Annotated in this window: 19 protein-coding genes; 16 read left to right on the top strand and 3 right to left on the bottom strand. The window is 41.2% G+C overall.

From position 1 onward, the window contains the following. Positions 1-59 precede the first annotated feature (59 nt). The 6 genes from PESP_RS02880 (at position 60) to ruvX (ending at position 4,465) form a co-directional block, all read left to right on the top strand. Entirely contained in the window at positions 60-953 is an 894-nt protein-coding gene (locus PESP_RS02880; protein WP_089346691.1) for a DUF350 domain-containing protein, read from the top strand. Between the two features lie 81 nt (positions 954-1,034). Beyond that, entirely contained in the window at positions 1,035-1,511 is a 477-nt protein-coding gene (locus PESP_RS02875; protein ID WP_089346690.1) for a hypothetical protein, read from the top strand. A gap of 73 nt (positions 1,512-1,584) precedes the next feature. Further along, complete coding sequence (gene rsmE / locus PESP_RS02870) at positions 1,585-2,319, top strand: 16S rRNA (uracil(1498)-N(3))-methyltransferase (protein ID WP_089346689.1); 735 nt, start codon at positions 1,585-1,587, stop codon at positions 2,317-2,319. Between the two features lie 54 nt (positions 2,320-2,373). Next, positions 2,374-3,324, top strand: coding sequence for a glutathione synthase (gshB, locus tag PESP_RS02865; RefSeq protein WP_089346688.1), 951 nt, complete (start codon positions 2,374-2,376; stop codon positions 3,322-3,324). Positions 3,325-3,448: 124 nt separating this feature from the next. Further along, positions 3,449-4,006: a YqgE/AlgH family protein gene (locus PESP_RS02860; protein WP_089346687.1), complete on the top strand. Its 558-nt coding sequence runs from the start codon at positions 3,449-3,451 to the stop codon at positions 4,004-4,006. 9 nt (positions 4,007-4,015) lie between these two features. Continuing rightward, complete coding sequence (gene ruvX, locus PESP_RS02855) at positions 4,016-4,465, top strand: Holliday junction resolvase RuvX (protein ID WP_058549466.1); 450 nt, start codon at positions 4,016-4,018, stop codon at positions 4,463-4,465. Positions 4,466-4,556: 91 nt separating this feature from the next. On the opposite strand, the gene PESP_RS02850 is transcribed toward ruvX, so the two are convergent. Together PESP_RS02850 and PESP_RS02845 are read right to left on the bottom strand one after the other, a co-directional pair. Continuing rightward, positions 4,557-5,690, bottom strand: coding sequence for a PilT/PilU family type 4a pilus ATPase (locus PESP_RS02850; RefSeq protein ID WP_089346686.1), 1,134 nt, complete (start codon positions 5,688-5,690; stop codon positions 4,557-4,559). 9 nt (positions 5,691-5,699) lie between these two features. Continuing rightward, complete coding sequence (locus tag PESP_RS02845) at positions 5,700-6,740, bottom strand: type IV pilus twitching motility protein PilT (RefSeq protein WP_004586840.1); 1,041 nt, start codon at positions 6,738-6,740, stop codon at positions 5,700-5,702. A gap of 2 nt (positions 6,741-6,742) precedes the next feature. Here PESP_RS02845 and PESP_RS02840 point away from each other — a divergent pair, with 2 nt between their 5' ends. From PESP_RS02840 to PESP_RS02805, 8 genes are all read left to right on the top strand, one after another. Next, the gene (locus tag PESP_RS02840) at positions 6,743-7,456 is read left to right on the top strand and encodes a YggS family pyridoxal phosphate-dependent enzyme (RefSeq protein WP_089346685.1); all 714 of its coding nucleotides are present in this window, start codon (positions 6,743-6,745) and stop codon (positions 7,454-7,456) included. A 17-nt stretch (positions 7,457-7,473) separates the two neighbouring features. Continuing rightward, the gene (gene proC / locus PESP_RS02835) at positions 7,474-8,295 is read left to right on the top strand and encodes a pyrroline-5-carboxylate reductase (RefSeq protein ID WP_089346684.1); all 822 of its coding nucleotides are present in this window, start codon (positions 7,474-7,476) and stop codon (positions 8,293-8,295) included. Positions 8,296-8,321: 26 nt separating this feature from the next. After that, complete coding sequence (locus PESP_RS02830) at positions 8,322-8,855, top strand: YggT family protein (protein ID WP_004586837.1); 534 nt, start codon at positions 8,322-8,324, stop codon at positions 8,853-8,855. 60 nt (positions 8,856-8,915) lie between these two features. Then, complete coding sequence (locus tag PESP_RS02825; protein ID WP_089346683.1) at positions 8,916-9,359, top strand: DUF4426 domain-containing protein; 444 nt, start codon at positions 8,916-8,918, stop codon at positions 9,357-9,359. A 4-nt stretch (positions 9,360-9,363) separates the two neighbouring features. Then, positions 9,364-9,963 carry an XTP/dITP diphosphatase gene (locus PESP_RS02820; protein ID WP_089346682.1) on the top strand — a complete coding sequence of 200 codons (600 nt, stop codon included), beginning with the start codon at positions 9,364-9,366 and terminating at the stop codon, positions 9,961-9,963. Further along, on the top strand, positions 9,960-11,096 hold the full coding sequence (hemW, locus tag PESP_RS02815; protein ID WP_089346681.1) for a radical SAM family heme chaperone HemW: 1,137 nt from the start codon (positions 9,960-9,962) through the stop codon (positions 11,094-11,096). The genes PESP_RS02820 and hemW overlap by 4 nt, the downstream gene beginning before the upstream one ends. An 87-nt stretch (positions 11,097-11,183) precedes the next feature. Continuing rightward, positions 11,184-13,016 (top strand): DUF885 domain-containing protein, encoded by a 1,833-nt coding sequence (locus PESP_RS02810; RefSeq protein WP_089346680.1) that lies wholly within the window; start codon positions 11,184-11,186, stop codon positions 13,014-13,016. A gap of 94 nt (positions 13,017-13,110) precedes the next feature. Further along, entirely contained in the window at positions 13,111-13,779 is a 669-nt protein-coding gene (locus tag PESP_RS02805) for a hypothetical protein (RefSeq protein ID WP_089346679.1), read from the top strand. On the opposite strand, the gene PESP_RS02800 is transcribed toward PESP_RS02805, so the two are convergent. Further along, on the bottom strand, positions 13,776-14,492 hold the full coding sequence (locus PESP_RS02800) for an SIMPL domain-containing protein (RefSeq protein WP_089346678.1): 717 nt from the start codon (positions 14,490-14,492) through the stop codon (positions 13,776-13,778). The genes PESP_RS02805 and PESP_RS02800 overlap by 4 nt on opposite strands. Positions 14,493-14,606: 114 nt before the next feature. Between PESP_RS02800 and PESP_RS02795 the strand changes: the two genes are divergently transcribed. After that, a complete protein-coding gene (locus PESP_RS02795) occupies positions 14,607-17,276 on the top strand; it encodes a bifunctional acetate--CoA ligase family protein/GNAT family N-acetyltransferase (protein WP_089346677.1) in 2,670 nt (889 codons plus the stop codon). A 23-nt stretch (positions 17,277-17,299) separates the two neighbouring features. After that, on the top strand, positions 17,300-18,223 hold the full coding sequence (locus PESP_RS02790; protein WP_089346676.1) for an ion transporter: 924 nt from the start codon (positions 17,300-17,302) through the stop codon (positions 18,221-18,223).

The raw sequence follows: 18,223 nt of genomic DNA, 5'->3' as shown, positions 1-18,223 counted from the left end.
TGTCGTAACCATACTAGAATAACTAAAACCAAGAAAGGTTATCACTACTTAGGATCAGCATGTCATATTTATCATTATCTAACACTAGTTTAGTTGCGATTGCCATTAGTTTTGCGGTTATATGCATTACTATTTTTAGTCTTAGAATTGTGGCTCAACTAAAAGCAAAACAAGCACTTAAAGATGAACTTGCGCAACACGATAACTTTGCAATGGGGATTAGTTTTGCCTCTGAAATTACGGTTGTTATTGCCACTATGGCGTTTTTGTTTGACGAAATAAGCATGAGCACTGCTCAGCATAACCCACTAAAAGTTGTTATTTTAATTGTTCTATTATTTTCATTTATCAAAGTAGGTCATTTAATTCATAGAAAATGGATACTTCACAGATTTAATGAAGAAGCAGCTATTTTAAAGCAAAATGTATGCGCTGCACTGGTTGATTCCGGCATGTTATTAGCTAACTGCATTATTGCACTTGGTTTGTACACGTGGACACATGCCCAAGGGTTTAGCAACTTACTTATTGCTTTTGTTAGCTTTTTTACACTTCAGGGAATGTTTGCACTCGATAGTAAAATACGTGAGCACCGTTTTGCTAAAGCCAACCAAGGCGCTTCTTTGCAGAGTAATTTTAATTTAGAGAACACCTCTATTGGTATAAGGTACGCTGGAAAATCAATAGGTTTAGCTCTTGCCGTTTATGCAGGTTTATCAAGCGCGGCGTTTCAAAATGGAAAAATGGTCGAAAATATATTTACACTGGTTATGCATTGCGGTGTAATGTGGGTGTTATTATATTGTTTAAGTTTTGTAATAAAAGCTATCTCATTACCAAATATCGATACCGCATTAGAGGTAGATCACCAAGACAATATAGGCATAGCATGCATCGAGTTTGCTGTTTTTTGTGCTATAGGCTATTTACTTATAAGCATGTTTTCAATTTAACGCCACACAATTAAATCAGTCGCAAAGCGCCCCGTATTTAGTTTACTGGCACAACACATTGCTTAAACGCAACGGGGCCCTATGTCATTTGAAGTAACTAACTATTTGTTAATTGATATAGATAACGAATTTAGTCGCGCATTTGCCGAGCACTATTTTAAAAATGCGACACCCAACACGCCCAGTACCCTTATTGTTGCAGGTAGCAATACTCGCAAGCTAGTAAAAATGATGTTTGATGAACTCATTAAAGATTACTGCTATTGCGATTTAGAAAACGAAATTAGTGTATCTGAACTTGCCACTTACCTGCACGAGCACCATGATATACAAGGTGTTTTATTTAATAACACCGACTACCTCCTTGCTAGCAATGAACAACGCTTTATATACAATTCTCTGCACGCAAAACGCTACGTAGTAAGCTTTGATGATGTTGGTTATACATTTGAGCGTATCACTGAAGAAGGTTTTAAAAATCATCTTTCGTGTGATACCGACATTGCCGAAACACCCAAAGATTTAATCGACCTTGCGCTACAGCTTAATAAAAAATAAATAATTGCGTACATCGCGCAGCTTACTTACCATAGCGCTATACACCTTTACGCTATAAAATAAGTGACGCACCATGCGAGTACCTCATATTTATCAGGCATCAAATATTGCCTTAAACACGCCCGTTTCTTTAGACGATGATGCAGTCGGCCATGTTGGTCGCGTACTGCGTATGAAAGTAGGCGAACATGTGTCTATTTTTAATGGCGAAGGCGGCGAATACTTCAGTGAAATTATTGAGGTAACAAAAAAAACCGTTGTTGTTATGCCACAGCGCTTTGACGAGCACGATGTAGAGTCACCTCTTAAAATTCATTTAGGGCAATGTGTATCCCGTGGAGATAAAATGGATTTTACAATTCAAAAGTCGGTTGAGCTGGGTATTACTGAAATCACTCCTATTTTTAGCCAGCGCTGCGGTGTTAAACTCAGTGGCGACCGCTTAGAGAAAAAACACCAACAATGGCAAAAAATAGCCATTTCAGCTGCTGAGCAATCGGGCCGTAACTTTGTACCAATTGTTCATACCCCTATTGATTTAAAGCAGTGGCTTGAACAACAAACGCAGGCAATTAAGCTTACTTTGCACCCGCGTGCCGAGCACAGCATTAAAACTATTACAGTGCCAAAAGATGGCGTGCGCTTTTTAGTAGGCCCAGAGGGCGGCTTTACCGATGAAGAAATGGCGCAAACTAAACAGCAAGAATTTGTAGATATTCGCTTAGGCCCACGCGTTTTACGAACAGAAACCGCCGCTTTAACGGTCCTAAGTGCATTACAGCTACAATTTGGTGATTTAGCTAATTGAAATAACTAAAAGCACCCTCATATAAACAGTAATATTTATAGTAAGGCACAGCGCATGGCAATTAAGTTAGGAATTATCTCTGATCCTATTAGTGGATTTAACATTAAAAAAGACACCGGTTTTGCAATGATGATGCAAGCGCAAGAACGCGGCTACGAAATTTACTACATGGAGATGGACGACCTGTCTCTTCGTCAGGGAAAATCGTATGCAACGGCTGCCAAAGCACAAGTATTTAATAACACTGAAAAGTGGTACGAGCTTGAAGAAAAAACCACTATTGCCCTTGCCGATCTAGATGTCATTTTAATGCGTAAAGATCCGCCGTTCGACACTGAATACATTTACGCCACCTATATTCTTGAACGCGCAGAGCAAGAAGGCACGCTTATAATTAATAAGCCACAAAGCCTGCGTGATGCAAACGAAAAGCTATTTACTGCATGGTTTAGCGAACATACGCCAGATACGTTAGTTACCCGTAGCCAAAAACAAATTCGTGAATTTTTAGCACAGCATAAAGACATTATTTTAAAGCCGCTTGATGGCATGGGTGGCGCATCGATTTTTCGTATTAAAGAAAACGATGCAAACATTGGGGTTATCTGCGAAACGCTAACCGAGCACGGGAGCCGCTTTGCAATGGTGCAAAATTACATCCCAGAGATCAAACAAGGCGACAAGCGCGTATTGGTTGTTGATGGTGAAGTAATTCCGTACTGTTTAGCACGTATTCCTCAAAATGGTGAAACACGTGGTAACTTAGCAGCTGGCGGTCGCGGTGAAGCCCGTCCACTTAGCGAGTCAGATCTTAAAATAGCCCAAGCAGTTGCGCCAACACTTAAAGAAAAAGGCCTGGTGTTTGTAGGGTTAGATATTATTGGTGACAAGCTTACTGAAATTAACGTTACCGCACCAACGTGTGTACGTGAAATAGAAGCTGCGTACGATATTTCTATTACTGGTATTTTGTTTGACGCTATTGAGCGTAAACTAACAAAATAAGCACCATTTAAAAGCGTATTAGTTTAAGTATTTCATACAATTAATGCGCTTTTTATGTTCAATTTATAGAACTATGCCATACTAAAAGTTCAACTAATATTCATAAAATAAAAGGGTGAAATCTATGCAATCATTAGAAAATCATTTTTTAATCGCAATGCCGTCGATGCAAGACCCTTTTTTTAAACGTGCCGTAACGTATATTTGTGAGCACAATGAAGATGGGGCTATGGGTTTGGTTATTAACCAACCTATTGATGTTACCGTAGGCGAGCTTTTAGATAAAATAGAAATAGATAATGACAAAACCCAGCAAGCGGCTCAAGTAGCTGTATTTGCAGGTGGGCCGGTTAAAACCGACCGTGGTTTTGTACTTCATTCACCCCAGCCTGGTTACTCTGCAAGCCAAAAGCTTAGCAGCGAGATAATGATCACCACCTCAAAAGATGTATTAGCCAATTTAACTACCGCCCACGCACCTGAACAATTTATTATTACACTAGGCTATTCAGGGTGGGAGCAAGGGCAGCTAGAGCAAGAGCTTTTAGATAATAGCTGGTTGATCATTGAAGCCGATCCGAAGATCATTTTTGATACGCCGGTTGAAAAACGCTGGGAAAAAGCCGTTTCAATGCTTGGGTTTGATATTAGTCAGCTTAGCAGTGAAGCTGGTCACGCTTAAAGAACAACAATGACTAAAAAAACGCTTAAGCCGCAAGGCGAACGAACTGTTATGGGCTTTGACTTTGGTACCAAAAGCATTGGTATTGCCATAGGACAAGAGCTTACTGGCAGCGCATCTAGCCTTAAAGCTGTAAAAGCACAAGATGGTATTCCTAATTGGGACCATATTGCAGTACAAGTTAAAGAATGGCAGCCCGATTTAATGGTGGTGGGTTTGCCACTTAATATGGATGGCACCTCGCAAGAGGTAACGTTTAAAGCTAAAAAGTTTGCTAACCGATTACATAATCATTATGGCATACCGGTGCAAACGCAAGACGAGCGCCTAACTACCGCGGATGCAAAAGCACGTTTGTTTGAACACGGCGGCTATAAAAACTTAGGTAAAGGCAATGTTGATAACATGTCGGCAGTGATTATTTTAGAAAGTTTTTTTGAAGCCAGTTATGGTGAATAACTCTCTTCAAAACAAAAAGCGCCAATAGGCGCTTTTTTTATGCATTAAATTATCAAAAATGAGTAACTTACTTACCTACACATACTGTAGGTTAATTACCGTTTTTATCATCTAACCCATCTATGGTTACACCTTGTAAAAAGCCTGCGCCTTGCTGCTCGTTATTGCGCAGTTTAATCATCAAGCGTAAATCGTTTGGCGAGTCGGCATGATGCAGCGCATCAGCGTAATTAATACGTTGCTGTTTATATAGCTCAAACAGTGCTTGGTCAAAGGTTTGCATGCCCATTTCTTTAGACTTAGACATAGCCTCTTTAATGCCGCCAATATCGCCACTTTTTATTAGCTCTGCCACCATGGGTGAGTTTAATAATATTTCAATGGCGGCAACACGCCCTTCCCCATCTGAGGTAGGAATAAGCTGCTGCGCTACAATAGCGCGTAAGTTAAGCGCTAAATCGTACTTAAGCTTGTCGTGCTTTTCTTTAGGCACTAAATGCATAATACGGTCAATGGCTTGGTTTGCGTTATTAGCATGCAATGTGGCTACACATAAGTGGCCGGTTTCAGCAAAGCTCAGTGCATATTCCATGGTTTCTTGCGAACGTATTTCACCAATTAATATTACATCGGGAGCTTGGCGTAGTGAGCTTTTAAGTGCCGATTCAAAGCTGTCGGTATCTAGGCCTACTTCGCGCTGAGTAATAATACTTTTACGATGCTCATGAACAAACTCAATAGGGTCTTCTATTGTTAAAATGTGACCACGCTGATTCCGGTTTCTATAGCCAATTAATGCAGCTAATGAGGTTGATTTACCGGTACCTGTACCACCCACAAACAACACCAAGCCACGCTTTGCCATAATTACATCGGTAAGTGTTGAAGGCAGCCCTAAATCGCTTACATCAGGTATTTGCGTTACTATTCGGCGAATAACCATGCCTGCTCTGTCGCGCTGCCAAAAAGCCGAAATACGAAAACGCCCTTCGTCTGTGGCTATCGCAAAGTTACACTCTTTGGTGGTATGAAACTCATTTTTTTGCTTGTCGCTCATGGCAGACTCAACAAGCTGTAAAGCCTGTTCGTCAGTTAGCTTATCGTCGCTTAACGCGATTAGTTCGCCATTAATTTTAGCGCTGACAGGCAACTGGCTTGATACAAATAAGTCAGAGCCTTTTTTCTCAATCATAATGAGTAAAAAGTGGTTTAAAGATAAATTCATAATAATTCCTTAGCCACCAAACTGTGTTTTGTCTTGGGCTTTTTCTTTGGCAGCGGCGGTTGTTACTATGCCGTGATTAACCAAATTATTTAAACATTGATCCATAGTTTGCATGCCATGCGATGCACCCGTTTGAATAGACGAATACATTTGCGCTATTTTATCCTCACGAATTAAGTTACGAATAGCTGGAACACCAATCATAATTTCGTGCGCAGCCACACGCCCACCGCCAATTTTTTTAAGCAGTGTTTGCGAAATTACTGCACGTAACGACTCAGAAAGCATTGAACGCACCATGTCTTTTTCTTCACCTGGGAATACGTCAATAATACGGTCAATGGTTTTTGGCGCTGATGTAGTATGCAATGTACCAAATACTAGGTGACCCGTTTCTGCTGCGGTCATAGCAAGGCGAATTGTTTCTAAATCACGTAGCTCACCAACGAGTATTACATCGGGGTCTTCACGCAGCGCACTACGAAGTGCATTAGAAAAACTGTGCGTATCACGGTGTACTTCACGCTGGTTAATCAGGCTTAGTTTATTGTCGTGAACAAATTCGATTGGGTCTTCTATAGTGAGGATATGGTGATGTTTTGTTTGATTTATGTAATCAACCATAGCCGCAAGTGTTGTTGACTTACCCGAACCCGTTGGGCCTGTAACCAATACCAATCCACGCGGGTTATCTGAAATTGTTTTAAAAATATCGGGGGCACCTAAATCTTCCAGCGTAAGTACATCGCTTGGGATAGTACGAAATACTGCCGCAGGGCCACGGTTTGAGTTAAATGCATTCACACGAAAACGCGCAAGGTTAGGTACTTCAAACGAAAAATCCACTTCTAGGTTTTGTTCGTAGTCCTTACGTTGATTATCGTTCATAATGTCGTATACAAGGCTGTTTACGTCTTTGTCTGCAAGTGCAGGTATATTAATGCGGCGAACATCACCATCTACGCGTATCATAGGTGAAACACCCGACGATAAGTGTAAATCGGATGCTTTGTGTTGCACACTAAACGCTAATAATTCGGTAATATCCATTTATGACTCCACAACTAACTGATAAATATATGGTTACAATAGCAGAACGACTCACATCCGCCTACGCTAGAATTGCTAACGCGGCAAATAATGCCAAGCGTAGTAGTAACGAAATTACACTACTGGCGGTATCTAAAACAAAGCCTAGCGACGATATTATTGCTGCTTACGAGCATGGCCAACGCCAATTTGGTGAGTCATATGTTCAAGAGGCTGTAGATAAAATAGCTCAACTACACACATTTAGCGATATCATTTGGCATTTCATTGGCCCAATTCAATCAAATAAAAGCGCGCTTGTTGCCGCTAATTTTGACTGGGTACAAAGCGTTGATAGAGTAAAAATAGCAAAGCGCTTAAATACTCAACGCCCCGCTGATAAAGCCCCTTTAAACGTGCTTATTCAAGTAAATATAAGCGCAGAGGAGGCTAAATCAGGTTGTAGTATTGAGCAAATACCTGAACTTGCCGAATTTATTGACCACAGTGAGCAGCTTACTCTGCGTGGTTTAATGGCAATTCCGGCTAAAAGCGACAATCCAAACGAGCAAACTCAATCTTTTGAGCAATTACAAACTTGCTTTGATAAACTAAAGGCCCAATATCCTCATATAGATACGTTGTCGATGGGGATGAGCAATGATGTTGAAGCCGCTATTAATACAGGCTCAACCATGGTGAGGATCGGCACAGACATTTTTGGAACTCGAACTTAAAAGGTGATAACAGACATATGTCAGATAAAACAATCGCATTTATAGGCACAGGTAACATGAGCTACGCCATTATTGGCGGCATGGTAAAAAACGGTTTTAACGCTAATAATATTATTGCGACAAACCGCAACCAAGAAAAGCTTGCAAAGGTAGCAGACGATTTCAAGGTGAAAACCACCAGCGACAATAACGAAGCCTTACGCGATGCTGATGTCATTGTATTGTCTGTTAAGCCACAAATGATGGGCGATTTATGTAAATCGTTTCAAGATTCGGGTATCGACTTTAGCGATAAACTGTTTATTTCGGTGGCGGCGGGTTTAACCGTTAAGCGCTTACGCGAAATGCTTGGCCAAAACGTTAAAATGGTACGTTGTATGCCAAATACGCCATCATTACTTGGCCGTGGGGTATCAGGTTTATTTGGTGCAGACGAAACAGCTGAAGAACACAATTTTGTACAACAAGTATTTGAGTGTACCGGTATTGTGGTGTGGGTTGAGCAAGAGTCACAAATTAACGATGTAATTGCAGTAACCGGCTCATCACCAGCTTACTTTTTCTTATTTATGGAAGCCATAGAAGAAAAAGCAAAAGCACTTGGTTTTAACGATGAAGATGCGCGTCGTTTAGTGCAGCAAACCGCACTCGGTGCAGCCGAAATGGCCCTTAGCCAACCAGAGATAAGCATTTCGCAATTGCGCGCTAATGTAACCTCTAAAGGCGGCACTACCCATGCAGCTGTTGAGCATTTAAAAGATGAAGGCTTAGTACAAACAGTTAGCGATGCAATGGATGCGTGTATTGCGCGTGCGATGCAAATGGAAAAAGAACTTTAAAACTACTTTTTATTGAAGGTTACACTATGAATGCCATGCAATTTTTGATCAGTACCCTGTTTGATTTATTTTTAATGGTGGTGCTACTGCGTTTTTGGCTACAGTGGGCAAAAGCCGACTTTTACAACCCAATGAGCCAGTTTGTGGTTAAAGCAACGTCGTTTGCAGTAAACCCTTTACGTAAAATTATACCAGGGCTAGGCGGGCTCGATTTAGCCTCACTATTGCTGGCATTTATTGTAGCTGTTGCCAAAATTAGTACTTTAATGTTGGTAATTTACGGCGCATGGGCTGCGCAACCTGTGTTTATTCAGGCCCTAATTACCGTATTAAAAGAAGGCTTAAACTTAGTATTTTGGGTATTAATTATTCGCGCAATTTTAAGCTGGGTAAGCCAAGGTTATAATCCAATTGAAGCTGTATTCCACCAGCTTACTGAGCCAATGCTCAAGCCACTTCGTAAAATTATTCCACCAATGGGTGGTTTAGATTTATCGGTGCTTGTATTAATTATTGGTATTCAGTTTTTACAAATGCTGTTAATGGACTTTTTAGCCTAAGTATTTTGTTTTAAGCAAAAGGGGCCTTATGGCCTCTTTTTACATTTTTTGGAGTAAACAATGAACCGTTTAATTAAGCTTTGCTTTATTAGTTTTTTAGCCTTTGCCTTTAATGCCCAAAGTGAAGAAATGCAAGGTGCGCAGTACAAAGAGCTCGGCCCTTGGCAAGTGCATTACATTGCCTTTCCTTCTACCTTTATTCAGCCGCAAATAGCCAAAACATATGGCTTAGAGCGTAGCGGTTACAAAGGGGTTGTTAATATTTCAGTGTTAAAAAATAACAGCACTAAAGCAGCGCAAACGGCCAAGCTTAGCGGTACTGCAAAAAACTTACTTGGCAATAAGCAAACCCTTACTTTTAAAGAAGTAAAAGAAGGTGACTCAATTTATTACCTTGCACAAGTAAACTATACCAACGAAGAAATTTTACGTTTTGATGTAGAGATTCAACAAGGTAATCAGACTCAAAAGCTGAAATTTCAGCAAAAATTTTACGTAGATTAAAAACATGACTAAAACATTAGTGCTTGCCACAGGCAACCCAGGCAAAGTAAACGAGCTGGCAAATATGCTCAGCCCACTGAGTATTAACGTGGTTCCACAAAGCGACTTTAATGTAGGCGAAGTGGCCGAAACCGGCACCACCTTTGTAGAAAATGCCATAATTAAAGCCCGTCATGCAGCTAAAATTACCGGTATGCCAGCCATAGCTGATGACTCGGGCTTAGAAGTAGATGGCTTAAATGGTGCGCCGGGGGTTTACTCTGCTCGCTTTGCAGGTGAGCGCGCAAGCGATCAAGATAACATAGACAAACTACTTAATGATTTAGGCGATAACCTAAATCGTAAAGCGCGTTTTTGGTGTGTATTAGTATTAATGCGCCACGCCGATGACCCTACCCCGCTTATTTGCAGCGCAAGCTGGGAAGGCGAAATTACACAAACCCAAAATGGCGAAGGTGGTTTTGGTTACGACCCAGTATTTTTTGTTGCTGAGCAAAACTGTACCAGCGCCGAGCTCACCAAAGAACAAAAAAATGCAGTGAGTCATCGCGGCCAAGCACTTAAAAAGTTATTACTAGAGCTACAAAGCAAAGGCGGCCTGTGAATCTTCCACCACTGAGCTTATACGTGCACGTACCTTGGTGCGTGCAAAAATGTCCCTACTGCGACTTTAATAGCCACGGGCAAAAAGGCGACATCCCTGAAGTTGAATATGTTCAGCACTTAATAGACGACTTAAAAGCCGACTTACATTTAGTACAAGGGCGTAAAATTCACAGTATTTTTATAGGTGGCGGTACACCGAGCTTATTAACGGGTGATGCTTACACCCGTTTACTTAAAGAAGTTGATAGCCTAATTGGCTTAAGTGATGACTGCGAAATAACCCTTGAGGCAAATCCTGGCACCGTAGAAACCGGGCGCTTTAAAGATTATGTAAAAGCAGGCATTAACCGTATTTCTATTGGCGTGCAAAGCATGCAAAACGACAAGTTAAAAGCACTTGGCCGTATTCATGGTGCCGATGAAGCAAACTACGCTGCAGAGCAAGCTAAGCAAGCCGGATTAAATAGCTTTAACCTTGATTTAATGCATGGCTTACCAGGGCAAAGCCTTGACGATGCACTGAGCGATTTAAAAAAGATTATTGCTTTAAATCCACCGCATATATCTTGGTATCAACTTACTATTGAGCCAAATACACAGTTTGCTTCAAAACCGCCCACTCTACCGCAAGATGAAACCCTATGGGATATTCAAGAGCAAGGCCAAGCATTACTTGCCCAAGCTGGTTATATTCAATACGAAATATCGGGCTATGCCAAACTAGGCTTTCAATGCCAACATAACTTGAATTATTGGCGTTTTGGCGATTATCTCGGAATTGGTTGTGGTGCACATGGTAAGGTAACTGATGTAAAAAGCGGCATTATTACACGTACTGAAAAGGTTAAGCATCCACGTGGTTATATGGATATGCTTAAACCCTACTTGTATAAAAGCTGGCAAGTGGAACAAGACGATTTAGCCTTTGAATTTTTTATGAATCGTTTTCGCCTTGTTGAGCCTTGCCCAATTGAAGATTACAGTGCGCTGACTAATCAGCCATTACAAAGCCAGCAAGAGGCTTTAACAAAAGCTATAGACGCAGGATTATTAATACAAGAAAACGGCCACTGGCAAGTAAGCCTTAAAGGGCACCGTTTTTTAAATGACCTGCTAGAATTGTTCGTGTAGTGGTTTTAACCACACGCGATAAACATAAAAATACAAGCAAATAAATATAATTCACCCTAATGGGTTTCTAACAACAAAGGGAAAACAATGCGTAAACTTACCTTTATTGCAGCAGCCGTGAGCGTTGCTATTTTAGCTGGTTGCCAGCAGGCGCCTCAACAGGCAGCACCCGCGCCTGTAGTGCAAGCGCAACCTGTGCAAAGCGAAATCGACAAAGCCAATGCGTTTTTTGAAGATACCTTTAACCGCGATGTAATGAGCAGCCCGGTTTACCAAACTTACATGGGTATTAAAAAAGACTACGACAAGTGGGATGACGGCAGCGAAGAGCAAAAACTAAAAGACTTAGCACAAGCTAAAGCCGATTTAGTAGCACTTAAAGCAATTAATCGCGACCTTCTCGATGATGCAACTAAAGTAAGCTACGACTTAAAAAAACAAGACCTAGAAAGCTCAATAGCTGATTTTAAATGGCGTTACCATAATTACCCAGTTAACCAAATGTTTGGTACACACTCTATGGTGCCTGCATTTTTAATTAACCAACACTCAATTAGTAACGTTAAAGAAGCAAAAGACTACATTGCACGTTTAAACGGTGTACCAACAGTATTTGATCAACTAATTACTGATTTAGAAACCCGTGCAGATAAGGGCATTATTGCACCTAAATTTGTATTCCCACATGTTATTGATTCAAGCAAAAACATTATTCATGGTGCGCCATTTGAAAAAGGTGAAGACTCAACCCTTTTAGCTGACTTTAAACGCAAAGTAAGCGCGCTTGAAGTTAGCCAAGATGAAAAAGATGCCTTAATTAGCGATGCAACAGATGCACTAAAATCAGCGGTTAAGCCTTCTTACTCTAAGCTAATTAATTACTTAGCACAGCTAGAGAAACGCGCTGATAATCGCGATGGCGCGTGGAAACTGCCTGATGGCGAAACGTTTTATAACAACGCTCTTAAGCGCACCACTACAACTGATTTAACGGCAAAAGAAATTCATGCTATTGGTCTTGCTGAGGTTGAGCGTATTCATGACGAAATGCGCGAAATTAAAGATAAAGTTGGCTTTGAAGGTGATTTACAAGCCTTTATGCAGTTTATGAAAACTGATAAGCAATTTTACTACGCCAATGATGCACAAGGTAAGCAACGCTACTTAGATGAAGCCACAGGCCTAATTGATACCATGAAGACTCGCCTAGACGAGCTATTTATTGTTAAGCCAAAAGCCGATCTTAAAGTAAAAGCGGTTGAAGCGTTCCGTGAAAAAGCAGCAGGTAAAGCATTTTACCAACAACCTGCGCCAGATGGCTCACGCCCTGGTATTTACTACGCAAACCTTTACGACATGGAAGCGATGCCAACGTACCAAATGGAAGCATTAGCGTACCATGAGGGTATTCCGGGTCACCACATGCAAATTGCTATATCGCAAGAGCTTGAGGGTGTGCCTAAGTTCCGTAAGTTTGGTGGTTACACAGCTTACATAGAAGGTTGGGGCTTATACTCAGAGTTCATTCCTAAAGAAATGGGCCTTTACTCAGACCCTTACTCAGACTTTGGTCGCCTTTCTATGGAATTATGGCGTGCGTGTCGCTTAGTAGTTGATACGGGTATTCACGCAATGAAGTGGACTCGTCAAGAAGGTATTGATTACTACGTAAATAACACGCCTAACGCAACATCTGACGGTGTTAAAATGGTTGAGCGTCACATTGTAATGCCATCGCAAGCAACAGCTTACAAAGTAGGTATGCTGAAGATTTTAGAACTACGTGAAGATGCTAAAAAGCAACTTGGCGATAAGTTTGATATTCGACAGTTCCACGACGTTATACTTAAAAACGGCCCTGTACCACTTAACGTACTAGAGAACTTTGTGAACGAATGGGTAGCAAGCAAAAAAGCTTAAAACCAATTTAAAGCAACTGTTTAAATATGAAAGGTCGCTTATGCGACCTTTTTTGTTTTATAGTAATAAAAACGTTAAGAGGTAGAGTGATAAAATGGATTTAAGCATACAGTTACTTAATGCGCGAATTGCTAAGCATCAGCTAGATGAACTTGATAACGACTTTAAACAGTTAAGTCCTGCTCAGCAAACATTGCAGTTAAACCACCTCTACGAAAGTGCTTTGCGGATGAGTATTAAATACGACTTTATGCAAAATGTGGCAACACGCATTTTAACAACTAACACCCCACCAGCACCTTTTATAAACCAATTAACAACCACTGATGCATTAACTTTTTTTACACCCGCATTAAAAGAAAATAAAGGCTTTTTAGTACAAGATAGTCAAGGAAATAATGTGCTGCACAATGTATTTAAACACGCCAATGCTCAAAAGCTGGCGTTTAACTATGTGCGCTCATTAATGTTATTTGAATCTAACGATGATTTAGTAAAAGCCCTTGCACAAACAAATGCTCGCGGCCTTACCCCTGTTGCCTGTTATATCGCCTATGCTGATAAACCTAGCACGCCAATAAAGCATGAGTTTTCAGCATTATTAGCGCTTATGGAAATAGAGCAAAAACAAAACCCAACCGCTAAACAGCAGCTGGCAAATATATTAAAAGGCGCAGATATAAACGAAACCAGTATTTTACTTAGCGCTGCTTACCTGCAGCGCTCAACCGCGCAAATTGCCCACTTAATCAGAGCAATTTAGTCACTTAAGTAATATTCTACGCTGGTGACTACCCTCACCTTTTTGATATGTGGCGTGTTTGAATCACGGTTAGTTATACTAAATTGACCTTGGCGCGCCGTTTTAATTTTACCAAGTGTTGAGTTGGAATCTTTTGCAAATTTAGTTGCAACCTCACGCGCTTTTTCTGTGGCCTCTTGCACCATGGCAGGTTTTATATCGTTTAAGCCTGTAAAAATATAATCAACTTTGGTTTCGTAGCTATCTTGAACTATTGCAATACCTTGTTTAGCAAGTTGGCTTACTTTGCTTAATGCATTTTGAACTTTATCGGGCGCATTTGAATACACAATAATGTTAGCGCGCACTAAGTATCTAAACTTTTGATTTTCGTTAGCGTATTCACGGGCTTGCTTATCAATAACAGATTGGCTACCAGCGCTTATTTCCTCATCATCAAAACCATGTAACTTTAAAAAAGCAATAACCGCAGCATTTTTTTGCTCTACCCTGCTTATTAGTTTTTCGAGGTTATTGTCGGCATCGCTGTATTGTAGTGGCCAAATTACCGTATCGGCACTAACCTCACGCTCAGCTAAGCCTTTTACTTGCACGCTGCGCTCCATCCCTTTTACATCAACAGCGGCACTTTTTATAATAAACCCTAATAAAATTAGGCCTATACTTAAACATATAGCAGCAATAACAGTATAAATACCCGGTGTTTTATTCACGATAATCTCCTTGATTGATATCAATAATAAGCATCTAGGCGCTCGAAATAACCCCGCAAACAGGGTACATTGAGAGTATAAATAACGCAAAATATTATCAGCCAAGGATACGCCATGAGCTTAAAGCGCATTAGCCAATTTTTTAAACCTACCTCGGTGGCTGTTATTGGTGCCTCAAACGTGTCAACTCGTGCAGGCTTTGTAGTAATGCGCAATTTGTTACGGGGTGGCTTTAACGGGCCAATAATGCCAGTTACGCCAAGCCATACAGCGGTACATGGTGTACTTGCCTACCCAAGCATAGCTGAATTGCCTAAAGTACCTGATCTTGCTGTTATTTGTACCAACAAAAACACTCTACTAAGTATCATTGAACAGTTAGGTAAGCTTGGTTGTAAAAGCGCCATAGTCATTGCCGATGGCCTTTCAAATGAGCTAAAAGCAGCATTAAAAGAATCAGCCCAAGCACACAACGTTACGCTGCTTGGACCAAACTGTTTAGGCTTACTTATCCCCCATATTGGCTTAAACGCAAGTTTTTCACACACTGTTGCTGCGCCAGGTAAACTTGCTTTTATATCGCAATCAGCGGCGGTTTGTTCCACCATTTTAGATTGGGCTAAAAACAAAGAAATTGGCTTTTCGTACTTTGTTTCGGTAGGTGATTGCCTTGATATAGACTTTGATGAATTACTGGATTTTTTAGGGCGCGATGCTAAAACCAAGGCCATATTATTATATATAGATAATATTGAAGATATTCGCGGGTTTATATCCGCAGCGCGTGCTGCCGCGTTTAGTAAACCCGTTATTGCTATTAAAACAGGCAAAACCGGCGCTGGGGCACTTGCCGCCGAAGTTCATTCCGGTGGCAAGCAAAGCTCAGATGCCGTGTATGATGCGCTATTTCAGCGTGCTGGTATGCTTAGAGTGAGTGATTTACGCGAGCTTTTTGCTGCCACGCAAACACTCGCCATCCACCCTAAGTTATTAAAAGTAGAACAACTAACCATTTTAACCAATGGCGGCGGGCCGGGTGTAATGGCGGTTGATGAGCTAATTTTAAATTCGGGCAAGCTTGCCGAACTAAGCGAAGAAACCCGCAGTGCACTTAATGAGGTCATTCCGCAATCAGATACCACATCAAACCCGGTGGATATATTTGGCGATTCAGCACCTGCGCGTTACAAGCAAGCACTCGAGATTTTATTACGCGCCAAAGAAGTTAAAAACTTACTTATTATTCATACCCCTTCGGCTTTGGCTCCTAGTGAAGATTACGCCGATATGATAGTGCAAACTTTACAAAAAATACCAAATATGGCGCGCCCTTATGTAATGACCAACTTTATGGGCGAAGATGCAGCCTACGCAGCAAGGCGAGTGTGTTCTAATCATAATATTCCGACCTACCGTACTCCCGAGGGCGCAGTAGGCGCATTTATGCACTTAGTAAGCTATCGTCGTAACCAAAAGCATTTAACACAAACACCCGAATCAAATACCGACGACGCCAAAATAAATAAGCACGCAGCTAAAACGCTTATTAATGAATTTTTAAATGATGAGCAAAGCTACTTACCAACCCATCAAGCAAGCCAAATACTGAGCCATTACGGTGTTGAGTGCATTAAAACAGAAGTCGCCTACACGCCAACAGAAGCCAAAGAGCAAGCTATAGAGCTTGGCTTTCCTGTTGCGTTAAAACTGATTAGCCCAAGTATTGCTTCAAAATCAGAAGTCGGTGGTGTGGTGCTTAACCTTAACGATGCGAACGAGGTTGAGCAAACTGCCTTTGCAATGCTAATCCGTATTAAAAATACTTACCCAGATGCGGTGATTGAAGGATTTTCGCTGCAAAAAATGGCACCGCGCGCAGGGGCTAATGAACTTAGAATAGCCATTAAAACAGAGCCAAACTTTGGTCCTGTTATATTACTAGGCGAAGCTGGTAATGGCCTTGAATATGCTCAAGCTGCAGTTGCCTTACCACCACTTAATATGAACTTAGCTAAATACCTTATTGCAGCGGCTCACGATAAAGGGGTGTTAAAAGAACGCGTTTTACCTGAAAAAGTCGATAAATACCGTTTATGCGCGCTGCTCACTCGGATTTCTCAGTTAGTGGTAGACCAACCCGATATAAGCTCAATGGAATTAAACCCAATACTTGCCAGCAATGGGCAGTTTTTGGTTCTTGATGCCACCGTTACCTTAAACCGGTATCAAGCACAAAGTGACCGAAAGCGTTTGTGTATTCGCCCCTACCCAATCGACCTTGTTGAACAAGTTACCCTTAAAAATAATACTCAAGCCACACTCAGACCCATTAGGCCTGAGGATGAGCAAGCACACCAAGAGTTTGATCAATCTCTAAATAAAGAAGATCGCTACAAGCGCTTTTTTGGTGAGTTACCTCAGTTTAATCATGATCAACTCGCTAAAATGACACAAATAGATTATGACCGTGAAATGGCATTTATTGTATGTCAGCGCTTTGAGGGCAAAAGCCGCACGTTAGGCGTGGCACGCGTAATTATGGACCCCGATAACTTACACGCCGAATTTGCTACCGTTGTGCGCTCTGACTATCAAGGTTTAGGACTTGGCACCATACTAATGAGCGCAGCCATAAACCATTGTAAACGCCAAGGTGTTGAAGTAGTTGAAGGTATAACCCTTCCTGAGAACACCGGCATGATTGAACTGGCGCGTAAACTAGGTTTTACCATTAGCCGCGACTTTGAAGAAGGCAGCATAAATATGGTGTTAAATTTAAAATAATGAATATAACCCTTAGGCAAAAAATGGCACGCCTTTTTGAAGGTACCGGCGATTACCAAAAAGCCGGGCATAGGCTCGATGTAGCGCTTATTAGTTTAATCATGATCAATGTGATTGCCATTGTATTAGAGTCAGTACCAAGTATTAATGAGCGCTACTATACGCAGTTTTTACTATTAGAAGTGATCTCGGTGGCTATTTTTAGCCTTGAATACCTTGCAAGACTTTGGGCCAGTGTAGATAAAAGTAAGTACGCCGCCATTGAAGGTTCAAATGCTAAACGCCGCTTACACTATTTTTTATCGCCGCTGGCCCTTATTGACCTAATTGCCATATTACCAAGCTTGCTGATGTTTTTATTTCCGCTGGATCTACGTTTTTTACGGGTATTAAGGCTGTTAAGGGTATTTAAGCTAACTCGTTACTCTCGTGCAATGCAGTTGTTATTACAAGCATTTAAAGATGAGGGCAGCTCATTACTAGCAGCTTTTTTTATTATGTCGGTGGTGCTTATACTCGCCTCGTGTGGCATTTATTTATTAGAGCACGACATACAACCTGATAAATTTGGCTCTATCCCTGCGGCTATGTGGTGGGCTATGGCTACGCTTACCACGGTAGGTTATGGTGATGTTGTGCCCATTACCCCTGTAGGTAAGCTATTTGGTGGGGTGATCACCTTAGTGAGCATGGGAATGGTGGCAATCCCTACGGGTTTACTCGCATCGAGTTTTTCAGAGCAAATTCGTAAACGTCGTCAGTTTTTTGAAGACGCCGTACATGAACAGCTCCATGACGGCAACTTAGATGACTCACAGCGTATGCACTTAGAAGAACTTCGCTATAAACTGGGTTTAAGTAAACTTGAGGCAAATAAAGCTATAAAAACTCAGCTTAACCAACGTAATAGCCACTTATTTTGTCGCCACTGCGGAAAACGCCAATAA

This window comes from Pseudoalteromonas espejiana DSM 9414 (assembly GCF_002221525.1).
In the GTDB taxonomy this organism is placed as follows: domain Bacteria; phylum Pseudomonadota; class Gammaproteobacteria; order Enterobacterales; family Alteromonadaceae; genus Pseudoalteromonas; species Pseudoalteromonas espejiana.
This window is presented reverse-complemented; position numbering and strand designations above follow the sequence as displayed.

Bases quoted from the DNA above. Each gene is read 5' to 3' on its own strand.
- PESP_RS02880 (WP_089346691.1), top strand. From the start codon at position 60: ATGTCATATTTATCATTATCTAACACTAGTTTAGTTGCGATTGCCATT.
- PESP_RS02875 (WP_089346690.1), top strand. From the start codon at position 1,035: ATGTCATTTGAAGTAACTAACTATTTGTTAATTGATATAGATAACGAA.
- rsmE (WP_089346689.1), top strand. From the start codon at position 1,585: ATGCGAGTACCTCATATTTATCAGGCATCAAATATTGCCTTAAACACG.
- gshB (WP_089346688.1), top strand. From the start codon at position 2,374: ATGGCAATTAAGTTAGGAATTATCTCTGATCCTATTAGTGGATTTAAC.
- PESP_RS02860 (WP_089346687.1), top strand. From the start codon at position 3,449: ATGCAATCATTAGAAAATCATTTTTTAATCGCAATGCCGTCGATGCAA.
- ruvX (WP_058549466.1), top strand. From the start codon at position 4,016: ATGACTAAAAAAACGCTTAAGCCGCAAGGCGAACGAACTGTTATGGGC.
- PESP_RS02850 (WP_089346686.1), bottom strand. From the start codon at position 5,690: ATGAATTTATCTTTAAACCACTTTTTACTCATTATGATTGAGAAAAAA.
- PESP_RS02845 (WP_004586840.1), bottom strand. From the start codon at position 6,740: ATGGATATTACCGAATTATTAGCGTTTAGTGTGCAACACAAAGCATCC.
- PESP_RS02840 (WP_089346685.1), top strand. From the start codon at position 6,743: ATGACTCCACAACTAACTGATAAATATATGGTTACAATAGCAGAACGA.
- proC (WP_089346684.1), top strand. From the start codon at position 7,474: ATGTCAGATAAAACAATCGCATTTATAGGCACAGGTAACATGAGCTAC.
- PESP_RS02830 (WP_004586837.1), top strand. From the start codon at position 8,322: ATGAATGCCATGCAATTTTTGATCAGTACCCTGTTTGATTTATTTTTA.
- PESP_RS02825 (WP_089346683.1), top strand. From the start codon at position 8,916: ATGAACCGTTTAATTAAGCTTTGCTTTATTAGTTTTTTAGCCTTTGCC.
- PESP_RS02820 (WP_089346682.1), top strand. From the start codon at position 9,364: ATGACTAAAACATTAGTGCTTGCCACAGGCAACCCAGGCAAAGTAAAC.
- PESP_RS02810 (WP_089346680.1), top strand. From the start codon at position 11,184: ATGCGTAAACTTACCTTTATTGCAGCAGCCGTGAGCGTTGCTATTTTA.
- PESP_RS02805 (WP_089346679.1), top strand. From the start codon at position 13,111: ATGGATTTAAGCATACAGTTACTTAATGCGCGAATTGCTAAGCATCAG.
- PESP_RS02795 (WP_089346677.1), top strand. From the start codon at position 14,607: ATGAGCTTAAAGCGCATTAGCCAATTTTTTAAACCTACCTCGGTGGCT.
- PESP_RS02790 (WP_089346676.1), top strand. From the start codon at position 17,300: ATGGCACGCCTTTTTGAAGGTACCGGCGATTACCAAAAAGCCGGGCAT.